This window comes from Streptomyces sp. NPDC126503, from assembly GCF_040302405.1.
In the GTDB taxonomy this organism is placed as follows: Bacteria; Actinomycetota; Actinomycetes; order Streptomycetales; family Streptomycetaceae; genus Streptomyces; species Streptomyces gulbargensis.
In genome coordinates this window covers 162,868-186,375 of sequence record NZ_JBEORS010000001.1, presented here as the reverse complement: position 1 = coordinate 186,375, position 23,508 = coordinate 162,868, and the positions used below count along the sequence as shown (strand labels likewise).

21 protein-coding genes and 3 tRNA genes are annotated in these 23,508 nt (G+C 72.4%); 11 read left to right on the top strand and 13 right to left on the bottom strand.

The features are described from left to right. Positions 1-160: 160 nt before the first annotated feature. A complete protein-coding gene (locus ABTY40_RS00955) occupies positions 161-871 on the bottom strand; it encodes a SanA/YdcF family protein (protein ID WP_352057568.1) in 711 nt (236 codons plus the stop codon). A 30-nt stretch (positions 872-901) separates the two neighbouring features. Further along, positions 902-1,624: an aquaporin gene (locus tag ABTY40_RS00950; protein ID WP_352057567.1), complete on the bottom strand. Its 723-nt coding sequence runs from the start codon at positions 1,622-1,624 to the stop codon at positions 902-904. A 75-nt stretch (positions 1,625-1,699) separates the two neighbouring features. On the opposite strand from ABTY40_RS00950, the gene ABTY40_RS00945 reads away from it, so the two are divergent. From ABTY40_RS00945 to ABTY40_RS00920, 6 genes are all read left to right on the top strand, one after another. Beyond that, positions 1,700-2,419 (top strand): hypothetical protein, encoded by a 720-nt coding sequence (locus tag ABTY40_RS00945; RefSeq protein WP_352057566.1) that lies wholly within the window; start codon positions 1,700-1,702, stop codon positions 2,417-2,419. A gap of 112 nt (positions 2,420-2,531) precedes the next feature. After that, on the top strand, positions 2,532-3,515 hold the full coding sequence (locus ABTY40_RS00940; protein ID WP_352057565.1) for a sirohydrochlorin chelatase: 984 nt from the start codon (positions 2,532-2,534) through the stop codon (positions 3,513-3,515). Positions 3,516-3,550: 35 nt separating this feature from the next. Continuing rightward, positions 3,551-4,858, top strand: a complete 1,308-nt coding sequence (locus ABTY40_RS00935) for a deoxyguanosinetriphosphate triphosphohydrolase (RefSeq protein ID WP_352057564.1) — start codon at positions 3,551-3,553, stop codon at positions 4,856-4,858. A 155-nt stretch (positions 4,859-5,013) separates the two neighbouring features. Next, complete coding sequence (locus tag ABTY40_RS00930; RefSeq protein ID WP_352057563.1) at positions 5,014-6,276, top strand: NAD(P)/FAD-dependent oxidoreductase; 1,263 nt, start codon at positions 5,014-5,016, stop codon at positions 6,274-6,276. A 26-nt stretch (positions 6,277-6,302) separates the two neighbouring features. Next, positions 6,303-8,198 (top strand): DNA primase, encoded by a 1,896-nt coding sequence (gene dnaG, locus ABTY40_RS00925; protein WP_352057562.1) that lies wholly within the window; start codon positions 6,303-6,305, stop codon positions 8,196-8,198. A 142-nt stretch (positions 8,199-8,340) separates the two neighbouring features. Next, complete coding sequence (locus ABTY40_RS00920; protein ID WP_502990452.1) at positions 8,341-9,357, top strand: RNA polymerase sigma factor; 1,017 nt, start codon at positions 8,341-8,343, stop codon at positions 9,355-9,357. 78 nt (positions 9,358-9,435) lie between these two features. Here ABTY40_RS00920 and ABTY40_RS00915 read toward each other — a convergent pair whose 3' ends face one another. The 4 genes from ABTY40_RS00915 to ABTY40_RS00900 form a co-directional block, all read right to left on the bottom strand. After that, positions 9,436-11,364 carry an ABC transporter ATP-binding protein gene (locus ABTY40_RS00915; RefSeq protein WP_352057561.1) on the bottom strand — a complete coding sequence of 643 codons (1,929 nt, stop codon included), beginning with the start codon at positions 11,362-11,364 and terminating at the stop codon, positions 9,436-9,438. Then, positions 11,364-13,097, bottom strand: a complete 1,734-nt coding sequence (locus ABTY40_RS00910) for an ABC transporter ATP-binding protein (RefSeq protein ID WP_352057560.1) — start codon at positions 13,095-13,097, stop codon at positions 11,364-11,366. Before ABTY40_RS00910 ends, ABTY40_RS00915 begins: the two co-directional genes overlap by 1 nt. A gap of 159 nt (positions 13,098-13,256) precedes the next feature. After that, positions 13,257-14,696 carry an FGGY family carbohydrate kinase gene (locus ABTY40_RS00905; RefSeq protein WP_352057559.1) on the bottom strand — a complete coding sequence of 480 codons (1,440 nt, stop codon included), beginning with the start codon at positions 14,694-14,696 and terminating at the stop codon, positions 13,257-13,259. Between the two features lie 50 nt (positions 14,697-14,746). After that, the gene (locus ABTY40_RS00900; protein ID WP_345283519.1) at positions 14,747-15,061 is read right to left on the bottom strand and encodes a YtxH domain-containing protein; all 315 of its coding nucleotides are present in this window, start codon (positions 15,059-15,061) and stop codon (positions 14,747-14,749) included. Positions 15,062-15,197: 136 nt separating this feature from the next. Here ABTY40_RS00900 and ABTY40_RS00895 point away from each other — a divergent pair. The 3 genes from ABTY40_RS00895 to ABTY40_RS00885 all read left to right on the top strand — a co-directional run bounded on the left by ABTY40_RS00895 (position 15,198) and on the right by ABTY40_RS00885 (position 15,591). Beyond that, positions 15,198-15,270 (top strand) — tRNA-Asn (locus tag ABTY40_RS00895). 5 nt (positions 15,271-15,275) lie between these two features. Continuing rightward, positions 15,276-15,351, top strand: a tRNA-Asn gene (locus ABTY40_RS00890). 163 nt (positions 15,352-15,514) lie between these two features. Next, a tRNA-Ile gene (locus ABTY40_RS00885) sits at positions 15,515-15,591 on the top strand. Positions 15,592-15,760: 169 nt separating this feature from the next. Here the strand turns inward: ABTY40_RS00885 and ABTY40_RS00880 are convergent. The 5 genes from ABTY40_RS00880 to ABTY40_RS00860 all read right to left on the bottom strand — a co-directional run bounded on the left by ABTY40_RS00880 (position 15,761) and on the right by ABTY40_RS00860 (position 19,026). Further along, positions 15,761-16,261 (bottom strand): hypothetical protein, encoded by a 501-nt coding sequence (locus ABTY40_RS00880; protein WP_352057558.1) that lies wholly within the window; start codon positions 16,259-16,261, stop codon positions 15,761-15,763. A gap of 2 nt (positions 16,262-16,263) precedes the next feature. Next, complete coding sequence (locus ABTY40_RS00875; protein WP_352057557.1) at positions 16,264-17,706, bottom strand: hypothetical protein; 1,443 nt, start codon at positions 17,704-17,706, stop codon at positions 16,264-16,266. A gap of 48 nt (positions 17,707-17,754) precedes the next feature. After that, on the bottom strand, positions 17,755-18,195 hold the full coding sequence (locus ABTY40_RS00870) for a hypothetical protein (RefSeq protein WP_352057556.1): 441 nt from the start codon (positions 18,193-18,195) through the stop codon (positions 17,755-17,757). A gap of 195 nt (positions 18,196-18,390) precedes the next feature. Next, the gene (locus ABTY40_RS00865) at positions 18,391-18,522 is read right to left on the bottom strand and encodes a hypothetical protein (protein ID WP_352057555.1); all 132 of its coding nucleotides are present in this window, start codon (positions 18,520-18,522) and stop codon (positions 18,391-18,393) included. A 69-nt stretch (positions 18,523-18,591) separates the two neighbouring features. After that, the gene (locus ABTY40_RS00860) at positions 18,592-19,026 is read right to left on the bottom strand and encodes an Lrp/AsnC family transcriptional regulator (RefSeq protein WP_352057554.1); all 435 of its coding nucleotides are present in this window, start codon (positions 19,024-19,026) and stop codon (positions 18,592-18,594) included. Between the two features lie 98 nt (positions 19,027-19,124). Between ABTY40_RS00860 and ABTY40_RS00855 the strand changes: the two genes are divergently transcribed. Continuing rightward, complete coding sequence (locus ABTY40_RS00855; RefSeq protein WP_352057553.1) at positions 19,125-20,060, top strand: SMP-30/gluconolactonase/LRE family protein; 936 nt, start codon at positions 19,125-19,127, stop codon at positions 20,058-20,060. 8 nt (positions 20,061-20,068) lie between these two features. On the opposite strand, the gene ABTY40_RS00850 is transcribed toward ABTY40_RS00855, so the two are convergent. Both ABTY40_RS00850 and ABTY40_RS00845 read right to left on the bottom strand, forming a co-directional pair. After that, positions 20,069-22,126 carry a phosphocholine-specific phospholipase C gene (locus ABTY40_RS00850; protein ID WP_352057552.1) on the bottom strand — a complete coding sequence of 686 codons (2,058 nt, stop codon included), beginning with the start codon at positions 22,124-22,126 and terminating at the stop codon, positions 20,069-20,071. A gap of 314 nt (positions 22,127-22,440) precedes the next feature. Continuing rightward, a complete protein-coding gene (locus ABTY40_RS00845) occupies positions 22,441-22,857 on the bottom strand; it encodes an organic hydroperoxide resistance protein (protein ID WP_309054730.1) in 417 nt (138 codons plus the stop codon). Between the two features lie 129 nt (positions 22,858-22,986). Between ABTY40_RS00845 and ABTY40_RS00840 the strand changes: the two genes are divergently transcribed. After that, positions 22,987-23,469, top strand: a complete 483-nt coding sequence (locus tag ABTY40_RS00840; protein WP_352057551.1) for a MarR family winged helix-turn-helix transcriptional regulator — start codon at positions 22,987-22,989, stop codon at positions 23,467-23,469. The last annotated feature ends 39 nt before the right edge of the window (positions 23,470-23,508 follow it).

Here is a 23,508-nt window from a genome sequence, read left to right as displayed (position 1 = left end):
GTCATCCTGCGTCGCGCGTGTTACGCGGGGCGGCGCGCCGTATTACAACCGCGGTGCTCCGTCCTCCGCCGCGGCCGGCCGGCCGGGTGAGGTCGGGGCGCGCGGGCGGGGCGGGACGAGGGCCGCCGGGTGGGGGAGGTCAGGACCGCCGGGCGGGCGGTCAGGACGCGGCGCGGTCCGGCGGGGCCGGGGAGGCCAGGGCCTCGGCGACGCCCCTCTCCGCCGGCCCGAGGAACCGCGGATCGGGGCGCAGCCCCGCGTCGAGCGCGGCCTTGGCCGCCGCGACCATCTCCCGGGTGGTGCCGTAGTACCAGGTGCCGTCGTGCGGTTCGGGGACCCCGACCCCGTACGCCTCCACCCCCGCCCGTCCGCACAGCGCCACCGCCCGCTTGACGTGGAAGTCCTGGCTGACCAGGACCGCCCGGTCGACCCCGAAGATCCGGCGGGCCCGCACGCAGGAGTCCCAGGTGTCGAAGCCCGCGTAGTCGCTGACGATGCGGGCGTCCGGGACTCCGCGCGCGGTCAGGTAGGTCCGCATGGCGCTGGGCTCGTCGTACGCCGTCCTGCTGTTGTCACCGGTGACGAGGAGCACCCGCACCTTGCCGGTCCGGTACAGCTCGGCGGCGGTGTCGAGCCGGTGCGCCAGGTACGGGGTGGGCCGGCCGTTCCACAGTCCGGCGCCGAAGACGAGGGCGACGTCCCTGGCGGGCACGTCGGCGGTGGTACGCAGCTTCCCGGCCGAGGCCGTGTGCGTCCAGGTCACGGGGGCGAGCGCGAGACAGGCGCCGAGCATCACCGCCCGGACGGCGCGGCGGCGCCCCCGGACCGTGCGCGGGAGCCGGGGCAGCCACCGGCCGAGCCGTACCGGCATGGGGAACCTCCGTGGATCGGGACCGTTCTGTCACCCCGTCCGACGCGCGGGGGCGGGGTTCGGTTCGGCCGAGCGCCGTTCTGTTCCGTAGAGCACACCCGCCAGGCCCATGCCGAGCACCATGCCCAGGAGCTGCGCGGCCGCGAAGGCGGGCACGGAGGCGGGCGCGATGCCGGTGAAGGAGTCGGTGAGCGAGCGGCCGACGGTGGCCGCCGGATTGGCGAACGAACCGGAGGAGGTGAACCAGATCGCCGCGCCGATGTAGCCCGCGACGGCGACCGGGGCGAGGGAGGCGCGGCCGGTGTGGCGCAGGCCCTGGACGACGAGGACGAGTCCGGCGGTCGCGACGGCCTCCCCGAGCAGGAGGTGGGGTTCGGACCGGGGCGCGGTGGCCAGGACCCCGGGCGTCCGGCCGAACATCGCCTCCGCGAGCAGGGCGCCGGACACCGCGCCCGCGAGCTGCGCGGCCATGTAGGCGAGGGCCTCGCGTCCGCCGTTCCCGGGCCGCCGCGACCACCACTCGGAGAGGGTCACCACGGGGTTGAAGTGGGCGCCGGAGAGCGGGCCGAGGAGGGCGATGAGCAGGCCCAGGCCGACGGCGGAGGCGAGGGAGTTGGCGAGCAGCCGGACACCGATGTCCTGGCTGAGGGAGTCGGCGCGGATGCCGGAGCCGACGACGACGGCGACGAGGGCCGCGGTCCCGACGAACTCCGCGGTCACGCGGCGGGGGAGCGGCGCGAGAGACATTCTCATAACGGAAAAGATATTCCGTGATCCGGAATGAAAAAAGGGGGGAGGGGTATGAGGGGACGTCCGTACGATCCGTGGGTGATCACCGACGCCGCCGCCCGCGCGGCCCTCCTCGACCACGCCGTCCGCGACAACGCCGACTGGTGCCACACCCTCTGCCGCGCCCACGGCCTCCCCGGCGCGTTCGGACACCGCGCCTGGACCAACCCCCGGCGCACCCCTCCGTACTATCCGGACGCCGTCACCCTCACCGGGGACGCCACCGCCGCCGACGTCCTCACCGGCATCGACCGCACCGTCCCCGGCGCCTCCGTCAAGGACAGTCACGCCCGGCTCGACCTGGGCGCCGAAGGCTTCCGGCTCCTCTTCGAGGCCACCTGGATCCACCGCCCCGCCGGCCCGCCCCGCGCCTCCGCCCCGGCCGGCTGGCGCCCCGTCCGCACCCCGGAGGAGCTCGCCGCCTGGGCCACCGCCTGGAGCGGCGGTGACGCGACGGAAGCCACGCTCTTCCCGGCGGCCCTCCTCGCCGACCCGGACACCACGTTCGTCGCCGGCCACGGCGAGGACGGGCGGGTCGTCGCCGGCGCCGTCCTCACCGCCCGCGCCCGCGTCACCGGCGTCTCCAACCTCTTCGCCACGGACGGCACCGACCCCGCCGACGCCTGGGCCGGCGTCCTCGCCCTGGCCGACCCCGCGCTCCCGGTCGTCGGCTACGAGTCCGGCGACGACCTCACCGCCGCCCGCGCCGCCGGTTTCGGGGAGCTCGGCCCCCTGCGGATCTGGCTCGACGCCGCCTGACGCCCCGGGTCCCGCCGGTGTGAGACCGCCGAAACACACGGGGGCGGTCCCGGAACGGCAGTCGTGACCGCGGCGCAACGGGGCGGCAACGTGCCGCCGCGAGGATCGGTCCATGACGGAGCCGGACAGCACGCTCGCCACCGCCGCCGGGCTGCTCGGCCGGTTCACCGACCAGCTCGGAACCCAGCTCGGCGCGGTGCGTCCGTACGGCCCCCCGCCACGGAAGCCCGAGGAGGAGGTCCCCACCATGCCCCGCCCCCACGCACCCCGCACCGCCCCGGCCCGCACCCCCCGCGAGCCCGCGGCCCCCGGCCGTACCACCCACGCCCGGCCCGCCCCCGCTCCCGCCCCCCGCCCCGTCCTCGTCGCCGTCGGCCACGGCAGCCGGGACCCGCGCGCCCGCGACACGCTCGCCCGGCTCCTGCGGCGGGTCCGGGAGCTGCGGCCCGGGCTCGACGTACGCCCCGCCCACATCGAGCTGAACGCCCCGCTCCTGCCCGACGTCCTCGCGGAGCTCGCCGCCGAGGGCCGCGAGGCCGTCCTCGTCCCCCTCCTCCTCGCCCCCGGCCACCACGTCACCCACGACCTGCCCGCCGCTCTCGCCGCCGTACCCGCCCTCCGCGCCCGCGCCGCCGAGCCGCTCGGCGCCCACCCGCTGCTCGTCGAGGCCCTCGCCGACCGCCTCGCCCTGGCCGGGTGGACCGCCGCGGACTCCGCCTCCCGCGCCACCGGCGTCGTCCTCGCCTCCGCCGGCTCCCGCGACCCCCGCTCCGCCGCCACCCTCCGCCAGATCGCCGACCTGCTCGGCGAACGCCTCGGAGGCGTGCCCGTCGTCCCCGCGTACGCCTCCGCCGCCGCCCCCACCGTCCCCGAGGCCCTGCGCGCCCTCGCCGCCCGGGGCCGCCACAGGACCGCCGTCGCCTCCTGCTTCACCGCGCCCGGCCTCTTCGCCACCCGCAGCGCCGCCCACGCCCCCTGGATCGCCGCCGAGCCGCTGGGCGACCACCCCGCCCTCGCCCGGCTCGTCCTGCACCGCTACGACCGCGCCGTCACCGGCCGCCCCACCGTCCCCGTACGGGAACTCGCCGCCATCTGAGCGCTTCTGTCGGCCCCTCCGGTTACCGTCGACCCATGGAAGGCATCACGGAACCCCCGGCCCAGAACACCCCCGGCTACGACCAGGCCGCGACCGAGCGGTGGGCCGCCGAGCCCGACAAACGCCCCGGCCGCACCGCCTTCCAGCGCGACCGCGCCCGCGTCCTGCACTCCGCCGCGCTGCGCAGGCTCGCCGGCAAGACCCAGGTCGTCACGCCCGGCACCCGCGGCCACGCCTGGGACGCCAGCCCCCGCACCCGGCTCACCCACTCCCTGGAGTGCGCCCAGGTCGGCCGGGAGCTCGGCGCCGCGCTCGGCTGCGACCCCGACCTGGTGGAGGCCGCCTGCCTCTCTCACGACATGGGCCACCCGCCCTTCGGGCACAACGGCGAGCAGGCCCTCAACGACGTCGCCAAGGACTGCGGCGGCTTCGAGGGCAACGCCCAGTCGCTCCGCCTCCTCACCCGCATCGAGCCCAAGCGGTTCGTCAGGGACGCCGACGGCGAACCCGTCAGCGTCGGCCTCAACCTCACCCGGGCCGCCCTCGACGCCGCCACCAAGTACCCCTGGCCCCGGGGCGGCCACCCCACCGACCCCGGCTCGCCCAAGTTCGGCGTGTACGAGGACGACCTGCCGGTCTTCGAGTGGGTCCGGCGCGGCGCCCCCGCCGACCGCAAGTGCTTCGAGGCCCAGGTCATGGACTGGTCCGACGACGTCGCCTACTCCGTCCACGACTTCGAGGACGGCCTGCACGCCGGGCACATCGACCCCAACCTGCTGCTCGCCGAGCCCGAGCGCGCCGACATCTTCGCCGTCGCCGTCGGCCGCTACGTACCCGAGGACACCGACCCGCAGGAGCTGGCCGAGGCGCTCGACCGGCTCGTCGGGCAGGAGTGGTGGCCGCACGGCTACGACGGCTCCGCCGTCGCCCAGGCCCGCCTCAAGGACGCCACCAGCCAGCTCATCGGCCGCTTCTGCCTCGCCGCCGAGGGCGCCACCCGGCAGGCGTACGGCTCCGGCCGCCTCACCCGCTACGGCGCCGCACTCGTCGTCCCCCGCGCCACCCGCAACGAGTGCGCCGTCCTCAAGGCCGTCGCCGACCGGTACGTCATGCAGCGCGCCGAACAGGAAGCCCTCCGCGCCGACCAGCGGATCGTCGTCGCCGAACTGGCCGAGGCCCTCGTCGCCCGCGCCCCCGACGGCCTCGAACCCCAGTTCCGGGCCCTCTTCGACGCCGCGCCCGGCGACCGGGCCCGCAAGCGGGTGATCGTCGACCAGATCGCCTCCCTCACCGACGCCTCCGCCCGCGCCCTGCACGCCCGCCTCCACCCGCACCGGGGCTGAGGACGCGCTCCTTCCCCACGGCACCGGGGCCGGGGACGCCCTCTTGGCGTCACTCCCGCCCGTGCGGGACGCTCGCAGGCACGCCCCCGGCCGGTACGGCCCGGACAACTCCCGGGGGCGTAGGTTGGAAGCGGTCGCAACGAGGAGGAATCGACGTGGTCGACGCAGATCAGACCTTTGTCATCGTCGGAGGAGGACTGGCCGGCGCCAAGGCGGCGGAGACCCTGCGCGCGGAGGGGTTCCACGGCCGGGTGATCCTCATCGGCGACGAACGCGACCACCCCTACGAGCGCCCACCCCTCTCCAAGGGCTACCTCACCGGCGCCAAGGACCGCGACAGCGCCTTCGTCCACGACCCCGCCTGGTACGCGGCCCACGACATCGAGCTCCACCTCGGGCAGCCCGTCACCGCCGTCGACCGCGAGGAACACACCGTCCGCCTCGGCGACAACACCGTCATCCGCTACGACAAGCTGCTCCTGGCCACCGGCTCCGAACCGCGCCGCCTCGACGTCCCCGGCACCGGCCTCGCCGGCGTCCACCACCTGCGCCGGCTCGCCCACGCCGACCGGCTCCGCCAGGTCCTCGCCGGCCTCGGCCGCGACAACGGCCACCTCGTGATCGCCGGCGCCGGCTGGATCGGCCTGGAGGTCGCCGCCGCCGCCCGCGGCTACGGCGCCGAGGTCACCGTCGTCGAATCCGACCCCACCCCGCTCCACCGGGTCCTCGGCCCCGAACTCGGCCAGATCTTCGCCGACCTCCACACCGGCCACGGCGTCCGCTTCCACTTCGGCGCCCGGCTCACCGAGATCGTCGGCCAGGACGGCATGGTCCTCGCCGTCCGCACCGACGACGGCGAGGAGCACCCCGCCCACGCCGTCCTCGCCGCGATCGGCGCCGCTCCCCGCACCGCCCTCGCCGAGAACTCCGGGCTCGCCCTGGTCGACCGCGCCGACGGCGGCGGCATCGCCGTCGACGAGTCGCTGCGCACCTCCGACCCCGACATCTACGCCGCCGGCGACGTGGCCGCCGCCCACCACCCCCTCCTCCACACCCGGCTCCGCGTCGAGCACTGGGCCAACGCCCTCAACGGCGGCCCCGCCGCCGCCCGCGCCATGCTCGGGCGGACCGTCTCCTACGACCGAGTGCCGTACTTCTTCACCGACCAGTACGACCTGGGCATGGAGTACTCCGGCTCGGCGCCGCCCGGCTCGTACGACCAGGTCGTCGTCCGCGGCGACACCGGCAAGCGCGAGTTCATCGCCTTCTGGCTGAAGCGGGGCCGCGTGCTGGCCGGCATGAACGTGAACGTGTGGGACGTCACAGACCCGATCCAGCGCCTCATCCGCTCCCGGGCGGCCGTGGACCCCGACGCCCTCGCCGACCCCTCCGTCCCCCTGGAGAGCCTCGCCAAGTAGTCCCGCGCCCCCCGTAGACTTCACGCGTGGCAGGCAGGATCAACGATGACGACGTGAAGGCGGTCCGGGACGCGGTCCCGATCGACGCCGTCGTGTCCGAGTACCTCCAGCTCCGCAGCGCCGGTGGCGGAAACCTCAAGGGCCTCTGCCCCTTCCACGACGAGAAGTCGCCCTCCTTCCAGGTCAGCCCCAGCAAGGGACTCTTCCACTGCTTCGGCTGCCAGGAAGGCGGCGACACCATCGCCTTCGTGATGAAGATCGACCACCTCTCCTTCTCCGAGACGGTCGAACGCCTCGCCGCCAAGGCGGGCATCACCCTGCGGTACGAGGAGGGCGGCTACAACCCCGGCCACCAGCGCGGTGAGCGCGTCCGCCTCGTCGAGGCCCACACCGTCGCCGCCCGCTTCTACGCCGAACAACTCGGCTCGCCCGAGGCCGAGATCGGCCGCAAGTTCCTCGCCGAGCGCGGCTTCGACCAGGCCGCCGCCGAGCACTTCGGCGTCGGCTACTCCCCGGCCGGCTGGGACCACCTCACCCGCTACCTGCGCGGCAAGGGCTTCTCCGACCGGGAGCTGATCCTCTCCGGCCTCTCCCAGGACGGCCGCCGCGGCCCCATCGACCGCTTCCGCGGCCGGCTCATGTGGCCCATCAAGGACGTCGGCGGCGACGTCGTCGGCTTCGGCGCGCGCAAGCTCCGCGAGGACGACAACGGGCCCAAGTACCTCAACACCCCCGAGACCCCGATCTACAAGAAGTCGCAGGTCCTCTACGGCATCGACCTCGCCAAGAAGGAGATCGCCAAGACCAGCCGGGCGGTCGTCGTCGAGGGCTACACCGACGTCATGGCCTGCCACCTCGCCGGTGTCACCACGGCCATCGCGACCTGCGGCACCGCCTTCGGCGGCGACCACATCAAGATCCTCCGCCGGCTCCTCATGGACAACGGCTCGGCCCGCGTGATCTTCACCTTCGACGGCGACGCCGCCGGCCAGAAGGCCGCCCTGCGCGCCTTCGAGGACGACCAGAAGTTCGCCGCCGAGACCTACATCGCCATCGCCCCCGACGGCATGGACCCCTGCGACCTGCGGCTCGCCAAGGGCGACGAGGCCGTCGCCGAACTCGTCCAGCCCCGCACGCCCCTCTTCGAGTTCGCGCTGCGCCAGATCGTGAACCGCTACGACCTGGAGATCCCCTCCGGCCGGGCCGCCGCCCTGGACGAGGCCGCGCCCATCGTCGCCCGCATCAAGAACGTCGCCTCCCAGCACGAGGTCGCCGTCCAGCTCGCCGGCATGCTCGGCATCCTCGACACCCAGTTCGTCGTCCGCCGGGTCGCCCAGATCGCCCGCTGGCAGCGCCAGGGCGGCGGCAAGGGCCCCGGCCAGGAGCCCGCCCGCCACCGGCAGGCGCCCGCCCCGGTCCGGGCGCCCGCCGCGCCCGCCGGACCCGCGCTCAACCTGCGCAGCCCCGCGCACCGTACCGAGCGGGAACTCCTCAAGCTCGCCCTCCAGTACCCGGCGCTCGTCTCCCCGGCCTTCGACGCCTACGGCATCGACGAGTTCACCGCCCCGCCCTACGCGGCCGTCCGCCGGTGCATCGAGGACGCCGGCGGCGCCACCGGCGCACCCGCCGACTACCTCGCCGCCGTGCGCGAGGCCGCCCCCGACGACACCGTCCGCGCCCTCGTCACCGAACTCGCCGTCGAACCGATCTTCGCCAAGACCGTCGACGAGGCCTACGCCGGCGATCAGCTCGTCACCGTCCGCCTCCGCGCCGTCGACCGCCGCATCCGCGACGTCCAGGGCACCCTCGCCCGCCTCGGTGCCCACGGCGACCCCGAGCGCGTCGCCGCCGTCCAGAACGAACTGTGGGTGCTCACCCAGTACGGGCAGTCCCTCCGCAATCACGGGGCCGCCGCGCTCTGACGGTCGGTGACCCGGCGGTCTCAAAAAGTCACCGCACGCCCCTCGTGGCGGCGGTGTGTCGTACCCCACACTGGGTCACGGTGCCGTCCCGCTGCCCACCCCCCGTACCGGCAGCGATCACCCACCCCGGAGGTCGCCCCCCGTGCAGACCCAGACCGTGCCTCAGGAACCGTCCCCCGCCGACCTGGCCGCCGCACCGGAGATCCCGCTCCCGCGCCCCCGCCGACGGCCCGAACCCGGCGGCAACGGCCCCTCGAACGACCTCTTCCGCCAGTACCTGCGCGAGATCGGCCGCATCCCGCTCCTCACCGCCGAGGAGGAGGTCGACCTCGCCCGCCGCGTCGAGGCCGGACTCTTCGCCGAGGAGAAACTGGCCCGCACCCCGGACCTGGACACCCGGCTCGCCCACGACCTGGACCGCATCGTCGTCCTCGGCCGGATCGCCAAACGCAAGCTCATCGAGGCCAACCTCCGCCTCGTCGTCTCCGTCGCCAAACGGTACGTCGGCCGCGGCCTGACCATGCTCGACCTCGTCCAGGAGGGGAACCTCGGCCTCATCAGGGCCGTGGAGAAGTTCGACTACGCGCGCGGCTACAAGTTCTCCACCTACGCCACCTGGTGGATCCGCCAGGCGATGTCCCGGGCCCTCGCCGACCAGGCCCGGACCATCCGCGTCCCCGTCCACGTCGTCGAACTCATCAACCGCGTCATCCGCGTCCAGCGCCGCATGCTCCAGGAACGCGGCTACGAACCCACCCCCGAGGAGGTCGCCGCCCACCTCGGCCTCCCCCCGGAACGGGTCGGGGAGGTGCTCCGCCTCGCCCAGGAACCCGTCTCCCTCCACGCCCCCGTCGGCGAGGAGGAGGACGTCGCCCTCGGCGACCTCATCGAGGACGGCGACGCCGCCTCACCCGTCGAGTCCGCCGCCTTCCTGCTCCTCCGCCGCCACCTGGAGGACGTCCTCTCCACGCTCGGCGAACGGGAACGGCAGGTCGTCCAGCTCCGCTACGGCCTCGACGACGGCCGCCCCCGCACCCTGGAGGAGATCGGCCAGATCTTCGGCGTCACCCGCGAACGCATCCGCCAGATCGAGTCCAAGACCCTCGGCAAACTCCGCGACCACACCTACGCCGACCAGCTGCGCGGCTACCTGGACTGAAGCCCACCGGCAGCGAGCGGCCCGTGCCGCGTGTCACGCGGCACGGGCCACCCCGCGCTCGAACCGCCGGCCGGAGGCTCAGTCGACCTCGGCCACCGCCTGCGCGAACTGCGCCGCGTACAGCCGGGCATAGGCCCCGCCGGACGCCAGCAGCTCCTCGTGCGTGCCCTGTTCCACGATCGAGCCGTCCTCCATCACGAGGATCACGTCCGCGTCCCGGATCGTGGAGAGCCGGTGCGCGATCACGAACGAGGTCCGCCCGTGGGCCAGCCGCGCCATCGCCTTCTGGATCAGCACCTCGGTCCGGGTGTCGACCGAACTCGTCGCTTCGTCCAGGACCAGGATCACCGGGTCCGACAGGAACGCCCGCGCGATGGTGATCAGCTGCTTCTCACCGGCGCTGACGCCCGACCCCTCGTCGTCGATGACGGTGTCGTACCCGTCGGGCAGCGTGCGGACGAACCGGTCGGCGTGCGCGGCCCGCGCCGCCTCCTCGATCTCCGCCCGGCTCACCTCGCGCGTCGCGCCGTACGCGATGTTCTCCGCGATCGTTCCGCCGAACAGCCACGTGTCCTGCAGGACCATGCCGATCCCGGCCCGCAGCTGCTCCCGGGTCATGCGCGCGATGTCCACCCCGTCGAGGGTGATCCGGCCGCCCGTCACCTCGTAGAACCGCATCAAGAGGTTCACCAGGGTCGTCTTCCCGGCCCCGGTCGGCCCGACGATCGCGACCGTCTGCCCCGGCTCCACCGTGAGCGACAGGTCCTCGATCAGCGGCTTGTCCGGCTCGTAGCGGAAGGACACGTGCTCCAGGGCCACCTTGCCCTTGAGGTCGGCCGGCAGCTCGGCCGCCGGGGCGTCCGGCTCCTGCTCCTCGGCGTCGAGCAGCTCGAAGATCCGCTCGGCCGAGGCCACACCCGACTGCAGCAGGTTCGCCATCGACGCGACCTGCGTCAGCGGCATCGAGAACTGGCGCGAGTACTGGATGAAGGCCTGCACGTCACCGATGGAGAGCGTGCCGCTCGCCACCCGCAGCCCGCCGACCACCGCCACGAGGACGTAGTTGATGTTCGACACGAAGAACATCACCGGCTGCATGATGCCGCTGTTGAACTGCGCCTTGAACCCGGCCTCGTACAGCGCCTCGTTCTGCTCGCGGAAGTCCCGCGCCGACTCGTCCTGCCGCCCGAAGACCTTCACCAGGGCGTGCCCGCTGTACATCTCCTCCACGTGCGCGTTCAGCGCGCCCGTGGACTTCCACTGCTGCACGAAGTGCGGCTGCGACCGCTTGCCGATCCGGGCCGCGACCACCACCGACAGCGGCACCGTCACCAGCGCCACCAGCGCCAGCAGCGGCGAGATCCAGAACATCATCGCCAGCACGCCGACGATGGTCAGCAGCGAGTTGATCAGCTGGCCCATCGACTGCTGGAGCGTCTGCGAGATGTTGTCGATGTCGTTGGTCGCCCGTGACAGCACCTCGCCGCGCTTCGCCTTGTCGAAGTACGACAGCGGCAGCCGCGCCAGCTTCCGCTGCACGTCCTCCCGCATCCGGTAGACCGTCCGGTTGATCACCAGGATCGACATGCGGGTCGAGACCAGCATCAGCAGGCCCGCCGCCACGTAGATCGCCAGGACCCACAGCAGCACCGTGCCGACCGCGCCGAAGTCGATGCCCCGGCCCGGGACGAAGTCGACGCCGGACAGCATGTCCGCCATCCCGCCGTCACCCGCGGCCCGCAGCCGCTCGATCGCCTCGGCCTTCGTCGACCCCTCGGGCATCTGCCGCCCGACGACGCCGGCGAAGACGAGGTCGGTCGCCCGGCCCAGGATCTTCGGCCCGACCACCGAGCCCACCACCGCCAGCAGACAGGTGAGCACCATCATCCACAGCGCCCCGCGCTCCGGTGCCAGCTGCCGCAGCAGCCGCTTCCCCGAGCCCTTGAAGTCCATGGACCGCTCACCCGGGGCGCCCCCGGCCATCATGCGTCCGCCAGGACCGGCCATCAGGCTGCCTCCGCCTCGGTCAGCTGGGAGAGCACGATCTCCCGGTACGTCTCGTTCCCCGCCATCAGCTCGTGGTGCCGGCCGGTGCCGACGACCCGGCCCTCGTCCAGCACCACGATCCGGTCGGCGTCCCGGATGGTCGACACCCGCTGGGCGACGATCACCACGGTCGCGTCCGCCGTCTCCTCGGCCAGCGCGGCCCGCAGCAGCGCGTCCGTCTCGTAGTCGAGGGCGGAGAAGGAGTCGTCGAAGAGGTAGATCTCCGGCCTCTGCACCAGCGTCCGCGCGATCGCCAGCCGCTGCCGCTGCCCGCCGGACACGTTGGTGCCGCCCTGCGCGATCGGCGCGTTCAGCCCGTGCTCCAGCTTCGTCACGAAGTCGGCGGCCTGGGCCACCTCCAGCGCGTGCCACAGCTCCTCGTCGGTCGCGTCCGGCTTCCCGTACCGCAGGTTCGTCGCCACCGTCCCCGAGAAGAGGTACGGCTTCTGCGGGACGAGCCCCACCGTCCGCGCCATCAGCCGCGGGTCGAGCCGCCGCACGTCCACCCCGTCGACGAGCACCTCGCCGTCCGTCGCGTCGAACAGCCGCGGCACCAGACCCAGCAGGGTCGACTTGCCGCTGCCCGTCGACCCGATGATCGCCGTGGTCTCCCCGGGCCGCGCCACCAGCTCCACGTCCTTGAGGACCGACTCCTCCGCCCCGGGATAGCGGAAGCCGGCGCCCCTGACCTCCAGGTGCCCGCGCCGGTCCAGCGTCCGTACCGGGTCGGCCGGCGGCACCACGCTGGACGAGGCCGACAGGACCTCCTCGATGCGCTCGGCGCACACCTCGGCCCGCGGCACCATCATGAACATGAAGGTGGCCATCATCACGGCCATCACGATCTGCATCAGATAGGCGAGGAAGGCGGTCAGCGCACCGATCTGCATCCCGCCGCTGTCGATGCGGTGCGCGCCGAACCAGACGACGGCCACGCTGGAGACGTTCACGATCGTCATCACGGTCGGGAACATCAGCGCCATCAGCCGGCCGGTCGCCATCGACACGTCCGTCAGCTCGGCGTTGGCACCCCGGAAGCGCTCCTGCTCGTACCCGTCCTTCACGAAGGCACGGATGACGCGGTTGCCGGTGATCTGCTCGCGCAGCACCCGGTTCACCGTGTCGAGCCGCTCCTGCATGGTCCGGAACAGCGGCCGCATCCGGCGCACGATCAGCGACACCGACACACCGAGCACCGGCACCACGGCGAGCAGCACACCGGAGAGCGGCACGTCCTGGCCCAGCGCCATCACGATGCCGCCCACGCACATGATGGGCGCGGTCACCATGAGCGTGAACGCCATCAGGACCAGCGTCTGGACCTGCTGCACGTCGTTGGTGGTCCGCGTGATCAGCGAGGGCGCGCCGAACTGGCCCACCTCCCGCGCCGAGAAGGACTGCACCCGGTCGAAGACGGCGGCGCGCACGTCCCGGCCGAGCGCGGAGGCGGTCCGCGCGCCGAAGTACACGGCCCCGATGTTGCAGAGCACCTGGAAGACGGAGACGCCGATCATCAGCGCCCCGAACCGCAGGATGTAACCGGTGTCCCCGTGCACGACACCGTCGTCGATGATGTCGGCGTTCAGGGTCGGCAGATAGAGGCTCGCGCAGGTCGCCAGGAACTGGAGCAGGACGAGCAGGGCGATGGGTTTTCGATGAGGCCGGAGGTGGGTTCGGAGAAGTCTTATGAGCACGGCTCCTACTATCGCCCGCACCCCCGGGCCGTTACGACTCGGTTTTCCCCGCCGCGTCGCCGCGTCACCCCTTCGCCGGTGCGGGTCTCACCCGACCGCGCGGAACGAGGGGTACGGGGCCGGGGCCGGAGCCCCGGTTCCGGGTGCGGCGGCCGCCGCTCAGCCGGCGAAGGCCCCGGGGTGGATCTGCTCCCGGGTGGCGACGTACTGCTGCCGGACCGACTGGCCCACCGCCAGGTCGTCACCCGGCTCCAGGACCTGGGCGGCGGCGCCCTGCCAGGCCGGCGGAGCGGTCGGGGCGAGGGCGCCGCGCGCCACGCCGAGCGCCCAGGCCGCCTGCCGGGCCGCGCCCAGCGCCGCGTAGTCGGCCGGCTGGGGGACGACGACCCGCGCGCCGAACAGGGCGGGCGCGAGCGCCTGCACCGCCGGGAGGGCCGCCGCAGCGCCCAGCAGGAAGACCCGCCGGACCTCGGCCCCGCGCCCGCGCAGCACGTCCATCGCGTCGGCCAGCGCGCACAACATGCCCTCGAACGCGGCCCGGGCCAGGTGCTCGGGCTTCATCGACTCCCGGCGCAGTCCGCTGAGCGTCCCGGCGGTGTGCGGCAGGTTCGGGGTCCGCTCGCCCTCCAGATAGGGCAGCAGCACCAGCCCGGAAGCGCCGGGCGTCGACTTCAGGGCGAGCGCGGAGAGCTCCTCCAAGGAGTCGAGCCCGAGCATCTCGGCGGTGCCGCGCAGGGCCCGTACCGCGTTGGAGGTGGACACGACCGGCAGGTGCATGCCGGTGGCGTCGGCGAAGGAGGTGATGGCCCCGCCCGGCTCGGCGAGGGCCTCGTGGTGGACGGCCATCACGGAACCGGAGGCGCCCAGCGACACGACCGCGTCCCCCGCGCCGAGGCCCAGACCGAGGGCGGCGGCCATCGTCTCGCCCGTACCGGCCGAGATCAGCAGCCCCTCGGGCGTCGTACCGGCGGGCTCGGCCGGCCCGAGGACCTCCGGCAGCGCGGCCTGGTGCCCGAGGGCCAGCTCGACCAGGTCGGGACGGTACGCCCCGGTGCGGGCGGACCAGTAGCCGGTGCCGGAGGCCGCCCCCCGGTCGGTGGTCCGGCGCACGGGCCGGCCGAGGAGCTGCCACACCAGCCAGTCGTGCGGCTGGAGCACCATGGCCACCCGCCGGGCCTGCTCGGGTTCGGTACGGGCCAGCCAGCGCAGCTTGGCGACCGGCAGCCCGGCCCGAGGGACGGTGCCGACCGCCTCGCTCCAGGCCTCCCGCCCGCCCAGCGACTCCACGAGCTCCGCGGCGGCGACCTGCGCCCGCTTGTCGTTGCCGACCAGCGCGGGGCGCACGAGGGCGCCCTGCGCGTCGAGCGGGACGACCCCGTGCTGCTGCGCGGAGACGCCGATGGCCTCCACACCCTCCAGGAGCCCGCCGGTGGCGGCCTCCCCGAGCGACAGCAGCCAGGACTGCGGGTCGACGTCGGCGGCCTTCGGCTCGCCGGGGTGGGGGGCGTACCCCTGCCGCAGCACGGCACCCGTGTCCGTGTCACAGACGACGATGCGTGTGAACTCCGCAGAGCTGTCCAGTCCGGCGACTATCCCCATGACACATGATTCTGCCGCACTCCGGACCCCGGCGGGGCGGTCCGCCGGAGTCAGGTGTTGCTGGTGCCCCAGTCGTCGTCCCTGGGGACCCTCCCGTTCCCGCGGCTGCGGTCCCGCAGCGCGTGCACCCGGTCGCTCACGGACGGCGGCAGCCGGTCACCGACCCGGTCACCCACCACGTGCGCGGCCTTCCCCGCGAACTCCCGCCCGGTCTGCGCGGCGGACTCCGCGGCGTTGCGCACGGCGGGGTTCTCGGAGAACCCCTTCGCGGCCTTCTTCAACTGCTCGTAGCGTTCGCGCCCGGCACGCGTCCCGATCACGTACCCGAGGGCAAGTCCCGCGACGAACGTCAGCTTGTACCGCACGGCTCGATCCTTCCCTGGAGACCCTGGGGATACCGATTGGCGGAGCACCCCCCTGCTTGCGCTAATGTATGTCTCGCAGCGAGCGAGCGCCCACCGGGAGCCCCCGGCCCGGCTCCGTTCGGTGCACACGCAGCAATCCCCTGTAGCTCAATTGGCAGAGCAGCCGGCTGTTAACCGGCAGGTTACTGGTTCGAGTCCAGTCGGGGGAGCGCGATCCCCTGTAGCTCAATTGGCAGAGCATTCGGCTGTTAACCGGAGGGTTGCTGGTTCGAGTCCAGCCGGGGGAGCCACACGGAAGAGGACCCTTCGGGGTCCTTTTTCACGTCCGGGGGAACCGTCCGGCCCGCCCCGGAGTCTTCCACCGCGAGCAGAGCCGATCATCCGGAGCAGGAGATCGTATGAGCGGCTATGCTGCGGCAGACGGCGCGCACACATGTACGCGCGTCACCGTCCGGGGCGGTAGCTCAGCCGGTTAGAGCAGCGGACTCATAATCCGTCGGCCGTGGGTTCGAGTCCCACCCGCCCCACCACGTGATCGTGGACGCAGGAAGGTTTTGCCTCCCGCCGACCGCATCCACGGTCCCCCCGGGCCGGCCTCCCCCAGGGGAACGACACGCCGAGGTCACCCGGACGCGCGCACGCCACCCGCGTACGGCCGCGGCGCCCGGGTTCGATCCATGGGCCGCGCCCGTTTCCGGGTCAGAAGGCGTGGAGGTACACCCGGGTCCGCTCGGCGCCCAGGTTCTCGATGTAGATCTCCATCCAGGCGACGTGGCGGCGCCGGTCGTCCTTGACGCACGGCGGGCAGACACCCGCCCAGAGGGAATCCTTGAGCGTCTTCGGCTCGGCGAGTCCAAGGTGTCCGAACAGTTCGGACTCCTGCGTCGCTTTGATGCCCCATGGCGCCGGCGGCTCTTCGGAGCGCAGATCCTCGGCGATCCGGGCCGCGGTGGTTCTGTCGGTACGGAAGGAGAGGATGTAGTCGTCTTCCCGCGGGTTGACCCGCACGGCGCCCTTGACGTCCGTCGCGCCCTTGGGAATCTGAATCTTCATGTACGCGGCCGCTTCGGCGGCGCCGGCGCCCTTCTCCCAGTACGTGCTGTCGCGGGTCGTGCTGCCGGTGGTCCCGGTCGAGCAGGACGTGAGCAGCAGCGCGGACATGAGCGCCACGACGAGGCTTCCGCGTGCCTGCCGTCCCACCTTCACCGGTTCTCCTCGTCGCCCCGCGAGACGTCCCCACGGCCACCCGATCGCCCCGGGTCGGCAGGTTTCACCGTAGGGCTTGCGTCGCCGCTCAAGTCGTGGGTGAACGTCGAGCTGCTACCGCGCATGTCGAACTCCTGGGCGATGCCGACGGTGTGCAGGTGGCCCAGATCGTCGTCCTTGATGACGATCCCTTCGAGGAAGGGCGTGTCTTTGCCTTTGTCCCAGTTGTAGCGGTCCCAGACATTGACCTGGTAATCCAGTGACACGTGAGGCTTGCCATCCTCGCCGGGTCTGACTGTGACCATGCCCGAGATGGTCTGCTGGCTTGACCCCACTGCGTGGTACCAGTCGGTGTCCTTGGTGAACGTACCGCCGTACTGATGACTCTCCACGGGGATGGCGACGGGCTTGTCGCCTCCGGCCTTCTCGAATTCGGCCAGCGCCTTCATGTGCCACTCATCCTGGTTCCGTGCGATATGGACCTCCTCGATGTCGGACCGGAAGGCGGCATCGTCGTGCAGCATGCGGTCCACGTCAAGGTCGAGGGTTTCGCCGGTGCCCCGCAGGTAGTGCAGCATGTTCCGGGAGGCCGCTGTCTCTCCGGTGATGTCGCCCACCGTGGCGAGACCGAGGGCCAAGGCGTGAAACTGCACGTCCCGTGGTGTGGGGTCTTCGACGTTGAAGGGGCCGGAGCCCGGGTCGGCCGAATGCCACTGGTACCGCGGGTCCATGATTCCTGCCGCTCGCAGCTCGTCGCCCCGTTCCTGGAGCAGGATGCCGCGAGTGACCGGGTCGAGGCTCCGCCACCAGGCCGGGACGTCTTTGCGGTCCTTCGGCATGTTGGCGGCTTTGCCGGCCTCCTCCAGGGACGGGTAAGGGCTGGTCCGGGGGTTCCGGTTGAAGCCGTTGAAGGTGCCGTCCATGGGGTCGGCATCGAGGACGGCGGCATCGAGGGCCATGCGGATGCCGTCGTCGGCGTCGGTGACCGCCCTGACCGCTCGGAGGAGTTTTTCGGTCCACTGGTTCGCCTGGGCACGGGCGGCCTGCTGGAGGTCGGGGTCGTGAGCGAACGCCGTGCGCTCGGCCTGCGTGAGCTGTGCGGTGTCGAAGGAGACGGTGCCCTGGTCGGAGACGTACATGCCGGCCTTGACGGCGTCGGCACGGACCGCCTTGACCCGGTTGCACAGCTCGGCGAGCTGCGTGTGTGCGTCACGGAGGACGGCGGCGACGGCCTTCGCCTCCTTCTGCGCCCCCTGGAGCTCCCGCAGGGTGACGGTGAACCTGTCGTTGGCGGCCTGGGCGCTCACGCCGATCCAGACTTCGCCGAGCGGGACGCCGTGGATCTCCTTCTCGTACTGCTCCGCGAGTGTCCGGAACTTGGCCGCCATCTCCTCCCATTTCCCCGCGCAGGCGGTGAGCCTGGACAGGTCGGTGCTCATTACCTCGTGATAGGTCGGCACGTTTCCCCCTGGAACCGGTCCCGCCCGTCAGATGCCGTCGATCCGCGACTGCCGGGCCAGGCGCGCGGTGGTGTCGAGTTCGTTGCTCCGGAAGCTGATACCGGTCGCGCTCAGGGCCTGCCGCTCCGAGGCCAGGCGTCCGAGCAGCATCCTGACCTGCTTCTCCCAGGTCTCCTGCGCCCTCTTCAGGGCGCTGGACGTTTCCCAGCCGTGGCCGTCCTTCGGTCCGAACTCCTTGACCGCCGCGTTCGTGCTCTCGGCAGCGTGTTTGCCGTCCCGGGTGACCCCCGGCTCCATGTCCTCACCGATCGCCTTCGCGGCCGCCTTCTTGGCCGCCGGGCTGGAGGCCATGTCCGGCCTGCCGGCGCCTCCATCTCCTGCTCCGGGGGCAACCTGGTTCAGCCGCGTCGACGCGGACTGCTGGGCGGTCGCGTCCGCCTTGATCCGCTCCCATTCGTCCCAAGCCATGAATCTCCCCCGCCGGTGGTCCCTCGAGTAACTTACGGACCGGAATCGCGCTCAGAAACTCCGATCCGGCCGACATTGACGGGGTGGCTGATTTCCCCCGGCTGCCGCACGCATTCCTTCGGCACATCACCGGCCCGATCCGGTCGTCACCGAGTTCCAGAAGGCGATGCCCCCACGCCACGTCGCCGGGGCCGGTCACCCGGAGGCCGTCGCCGCCGTGAACAGGCCGATCTGGAGCGGCAGTCCGGGGAGGGTGGCGAACAGGGGGGCCTTCCACCAGGTCGGGTGGGTGTCCGGGGTGAGGGCGAGGTCGGGGAGCGCGGTCATGAGGTCACTCCACCAGCGGGCGGGGTGGTCCGGTATCCGGGGGCGTACTCAGGAAGCGGGTGGCCGTACTCAGGGCGTGACCGGGCGTTCGAAGAAGGTTTCCAGGACGACCGTGGCCCGGGTGCCGCTCACGCCGTCGATGGTGTAGACGCGGCGGAGGACGTCCTGGAGCTGCTGCGTCGTCTCCGTGCGGACCTTCAGGAGGACGGAGGCGCTGCCGGCGATGACGTGGGCCTCCAGGACTTCGGGGAGGGCGGCGAAGCGCTCGCCCGAGTCGCCCATCCAGGCCGTCGAGTCCACCATGACGAAGGCGAGCACGCCGCGTCCGAGCGCCGCCGGGTCGACGTCGACGGAGGTGCGGCGGATGACGCCGCGCTCCCGCAGTTTGCGGACCCGTTCGTGGGTGGCGCCCGCCGAGAGGCCGACGGCCCGGCCGAGGGCCGCGTACGGCGTGGCGGCGTCCTCCTGGAGGAGGGCCAGCAGGCGCCGGTCGGTGTCGTCCATCGGATCTCCTTCGGTGTTTTCCTTGATCTGCCGTACTCCATTCTGCCTATGCTGTGATCATCGGAGCAACGTTCGGTCCCATGAGACGGAGTGACGGCATGTCAGGCGAGCGACCGCAGGTGTACGAGATCCTCGACGACCGGTTCCGTACGGGCAGGTGCCACGCGGGCGACTCCCGCCTGGAGGTCCTGTACGAGGGCTGCCGATGGGCCGAGGGCCCGGTGTACGTGCCCGCCGGGCGGTACCTGCTGTGGAGCGACATCCCCAACGACCGGCTGCTCCGCTGGGACGAGACCACGGGCACGGTCGGTGTCTTCCGTTCCCCCGCCGGCCACCCCAACGGCAACACCCTCGACCGCGAGGGCCGGCTCGTCACCTCCGAACAGGGCAACCGCCGGGTCACCCGGACCGAGCACGACGGCTCGGTCACCGTGATCGCCGACCGCTTCCGGGGCAAGCGGTTCAACAGCCCCAACGACGCGGTGGTGAGGTCGGACGGCTGGATCTGGTTCTCCGACCCCGATTTCGGGATCACCTCCGACTACGAGGGCCACCGCGCCGAGAGTGAGATCGGCGCCTGCAACGTCTACCGCGTGGACTCCGCGAGCGGGGAGGTACGGCTCGTCGCCGACGGCTTCCAGGGCCCCAACGGGCTCGTCTTCTCGCTCGACGAGAGCCGCCTGTACGTCTCGGACAGCCGGGCCAACCACATCAGGGTCTTCGACGTCCGGGACGACGGCGGCCTCGCCGGGGACCGGGTCTTCGCGGAGTGCTCCACCGGCAACTTCGACAACATCCGCTTCGACGACGGCGGCCGGCTCTGGGCCGCCGCCATGGACGGCGGCGTCCACTGCTACGACCCCGACGGCACGCTCCTCGGCCGCCTCCTCGTCCCCGACGTCGTCTCCAACATCCGCTTCGGCGGCGCCAAGCGGAACCGCCTGTTCATCACCGCCGACACCACCCTCTACTCCCTCGTGATGGGCGTCACCGGCGCCCCGGCGCTGCCGGGGCGCACGGCGGTCCAGCAGTAAGGGGCCGGTCAGTACGTCAGCAGGCCCGGGTCCGAGCGGCCCGGGGCGCCGGTCTCCACATGGCCGGCCAGGCGGCGCAGGAACTCCGCGCTGGTGGCGGAGGTGACGGTGACGTCGTACCAGCGGTGGCTCCCGGCCAGGTCGAGCGTCAGCCGGACCGTCGCGCCGCGCGGGACGGCGACGGTCTGCGGGGTGCCGCCGTAGGCGTTCGCGACCGTGAGTCGCGCGTCGGCCGTGGTGGGGTTGGTGAAGGTGAGGTCCAGGTTGCCCGTGGTGGCGTTGTGGCGGGCGGTGACCTCGGGACACGCGGTCTTGCCGGGCCCGCGGAAGCGGCGCAGGAAACCGTTCGGGCCGTGGACGGTGAGGTCCGTGAGGCCCTTGGAGTACGTGGTGTTCCAGCTGTCCGTGAGCGACTTCCCGGCCTCCGTCGTGTACGTCCAGGGGGCGTCCGTGCGGTTCGCCGAGGTCACGTAGAACTGGGCGCCCGCGGCGGGACCCCCGCCGAACGTCAGGCGGTACGTGCCCGCCGCGGTGTCCGCCGCGCCGTCGACGTACGGGGCGTACCGCAGCGGCCGGGTGGGCTTGGCGCCCGGTTCCTGGCGGGGCATCGTGCCGACGGCCGGCGCGGTGGCGAGGAAGTCGGGATGACGGTTCCGGTCCGGCGGGTAGTAGCCGTCGGTCGGCGGGAGCGGGGCCGCCCCCGGGTCCGTACGCGTGAAGTCGAAGGCGGAGGTCAGATCGCCGCAGACGGCGCGCCGCCAGGGCGAGATCTGGGGCTCGTGGACGCCGAAGCGGCGTTCCATGAAGCGGATGATCGAGGTGTGGTCGAAGGTCTCGGAGCAGGTGTAGCCGCCCTTCGACCAGGGGGAGACGACGATCATCGGGACGCGCGGACCGAGACCGTACGGGCCGGCCACGTACCCCGTCTTCCCCGGGAAGTGGTCCAGTGCGGTGGGGACGGTCGACAGGCCCTGGGCCGCCGAGGCGGGGACGTAGGGCGGGACGACGTGGTCGAAGAAGCCGTCGTTCTCGTCGTACGTGAGGAACAGGGCCGTACGGGCCCACACGTCCGGGTTCGAGGTCAGCGCGTCGAGGACCTGCGCGATGTACCAGGCGCCGTAGTTCGAGGGCCAGTTGGAGTGCTCGGTGAAGGCTTCGGGAGCGGCGATCCAGGAGACCTGGGGGAGGGTGCCCGCCTGGACGTCGGCGCGCAGCTTGTCGAAGAGGCCCTCGCCCGCCTTGGCGTTCGTGCCCGTGCGGGCCTTGTCGTAGAGGGGGTTGCCGGGCTGGGCGTTGCGGTAGGTGTTGAAGTACAGCAGCGAGTTGTCGCCGTAGTTGCCGCGGTAGGCGTCGTTGATCCAGCCCCAGTGGCCGGCGGCGTCGAGGCCGTCGCCGACGTCCTGGTAGATCTTCCAGGAGATCCCGGCCGCCTCCAGGCGTTCGGGGTACGTCTTCCAGCCGTAGCCCGCCTCGGCGTTGTTGAGGACGGGGCCGCCGCCCGTGCCGTCGTTCCCGGTGTGGCCGGTCCACATGTAGTAGCGGTTCGGGTCGGTCGAGCCGATGAACGAACAGTGGTACGCGTCGCAGATCGTGAAGGCGTCCGCCAGCGCGTAGTGGAAGGGGATGTCCTCGCGTGTCAGGTACGCCATCGTCGCTGGCGTCTTGGCCGGGATCCACTGGTCGTACCGGCCCTTGTTGAAGGCCTTCTGGCCGCCCGCCCAGTCGTGGTTGAGGCCCTGCAGGAACTCCATCCCGAGGTCGTCGCTCGGCGGCCGGAACGGCAGGGTCACCTTGCGGCCGTCCGACTGGTTCCAGACCGACTTCCCGCTGGGCAGCGTCACGGGCCGCGGGTCGCCGAAGCCCCGTACGCCCTTCATCGCGCCGAAGTAGTGGTCGAAGGAACGGTTCTCCTGCATGAGGACGACGATGTGCTCGACGTCCTGGAGGGTGCCGGTGGCGCCCTGCGCCGGTATGGACGCGGCGCGCGCGATGCTCTGTGACAGGGCGCTGAACGCGGCGGCGCCGCCGGCGAGTTTGAGGAACCGGCGGCGGTCGAGGTCGGCCATGGGGGGTGTCCTCCGGAGGGGTAGGGAACGGGGTGGGTGCGGGGTGCCTGGTGCGGGTCGTGCCGGGAGGGCCGGCCGGGCGTGTGGTGCCTGTGGTGCGCGTGGTGCCCGTGCGTTTCGGCCCCGGCGCGCGCGGGACGCGTGTCCGTGGCGGGCGACCCAAGGACAGCCCCCCGCCGCCACCTCCCGGCGGCCGTCCCATGACTGCCCGCCGTACGGCCGGCGAATCCCTGGTGCCGTTCTCGTACCGGAACGGCAGAACCCCCGGCGCACCGAAGGGTGCGCCGGGGGTTCTGCCGTAGGAAGGGGACGGGTCACTCCACGACGAGCTCGACCCGGATGTTGCCGCGCGTGGCCTTGGAGTACGGGCAGAAGGCGTGCGTCTTCTCCAGGAGGGTCCGGCCGGCCTCGCCCTGGAGGTGGTCGGGGAACTCGGCGCGCATCACGACCGCCAGTCCGAAGCCGCCGTCCGCCGGGTCCTTGCCGATGGAGACCTCGGCGGTGACGGAGGCGTCCGAGATGTCGATCTTCTCCTGGCGGGCGACCACGCCCATGGCGCTGGCGAAACAGGCCGCGTAACCGGCGGCGAAGAGCTGCTCCGGGTTCGTGCCCTGTCCGTTCCCGCCGAGCGCCTGCGGGTGGGCGAGGGGGAGGTCGATGTGGCCGTCGGAGCTGACGGCGCGGCCCTCGCGGCCGTTGGCGGTGGCGACGGCGGTGTAGATCGCGTCCATGGGTTCCTGTTCCTCTCGGCGGGGGTGCCCGGTGCTGCGTCCGGAGTGCGTGCTGGTTCATTGATATCGCACTATTCAGTTGTGCACAACTCAATCGCGTGTGATGCGTGGTCGCGTATCCTGGGAGGCATGGAGACGCTCGACACCGTCCCGGACGGAGAATTCCTCCGCCTCGACCACCAGATCTGCTTCTCGCTGCACGCGGCCACCCGCGCCTTCAACGGTGTCTACCGCGAGGCGCTCAAGGACCTCGGGCTCACCTACCCCCAGTACCTGGTCATGCTCGTCCTCTGGGAACACGGCGAGCTGCCCGTGAAGGGCCTCGGGGAACGGCTCCGGCTCGACTCCGGCACCCTGTCGCCGCTGCTCAAGCGGCTGGAGGCGGCCGGATACGTGGAGCGGCGGCGCAGCACCGAGGACGAGCGTTCCGTCACCGCGCGGGTCACCCCCGCCGGGGCGGAGCTCCGCGCGAAGGCCCTCGGCGTGCCCCGCCGGATCGCCGCCGCCACGGGCCTCGACCTCGCCGAGATCGTCGAGCTCCGCGACCGGCTCAACGCCCTGGCCGTCCGGCTCGACAGCGTCGATCCGGACGGCCTCAGGGCGTGCGACTAGGGTCTGACCTCCGGATCCGGCCGGGCCGGGGCGCAGCCT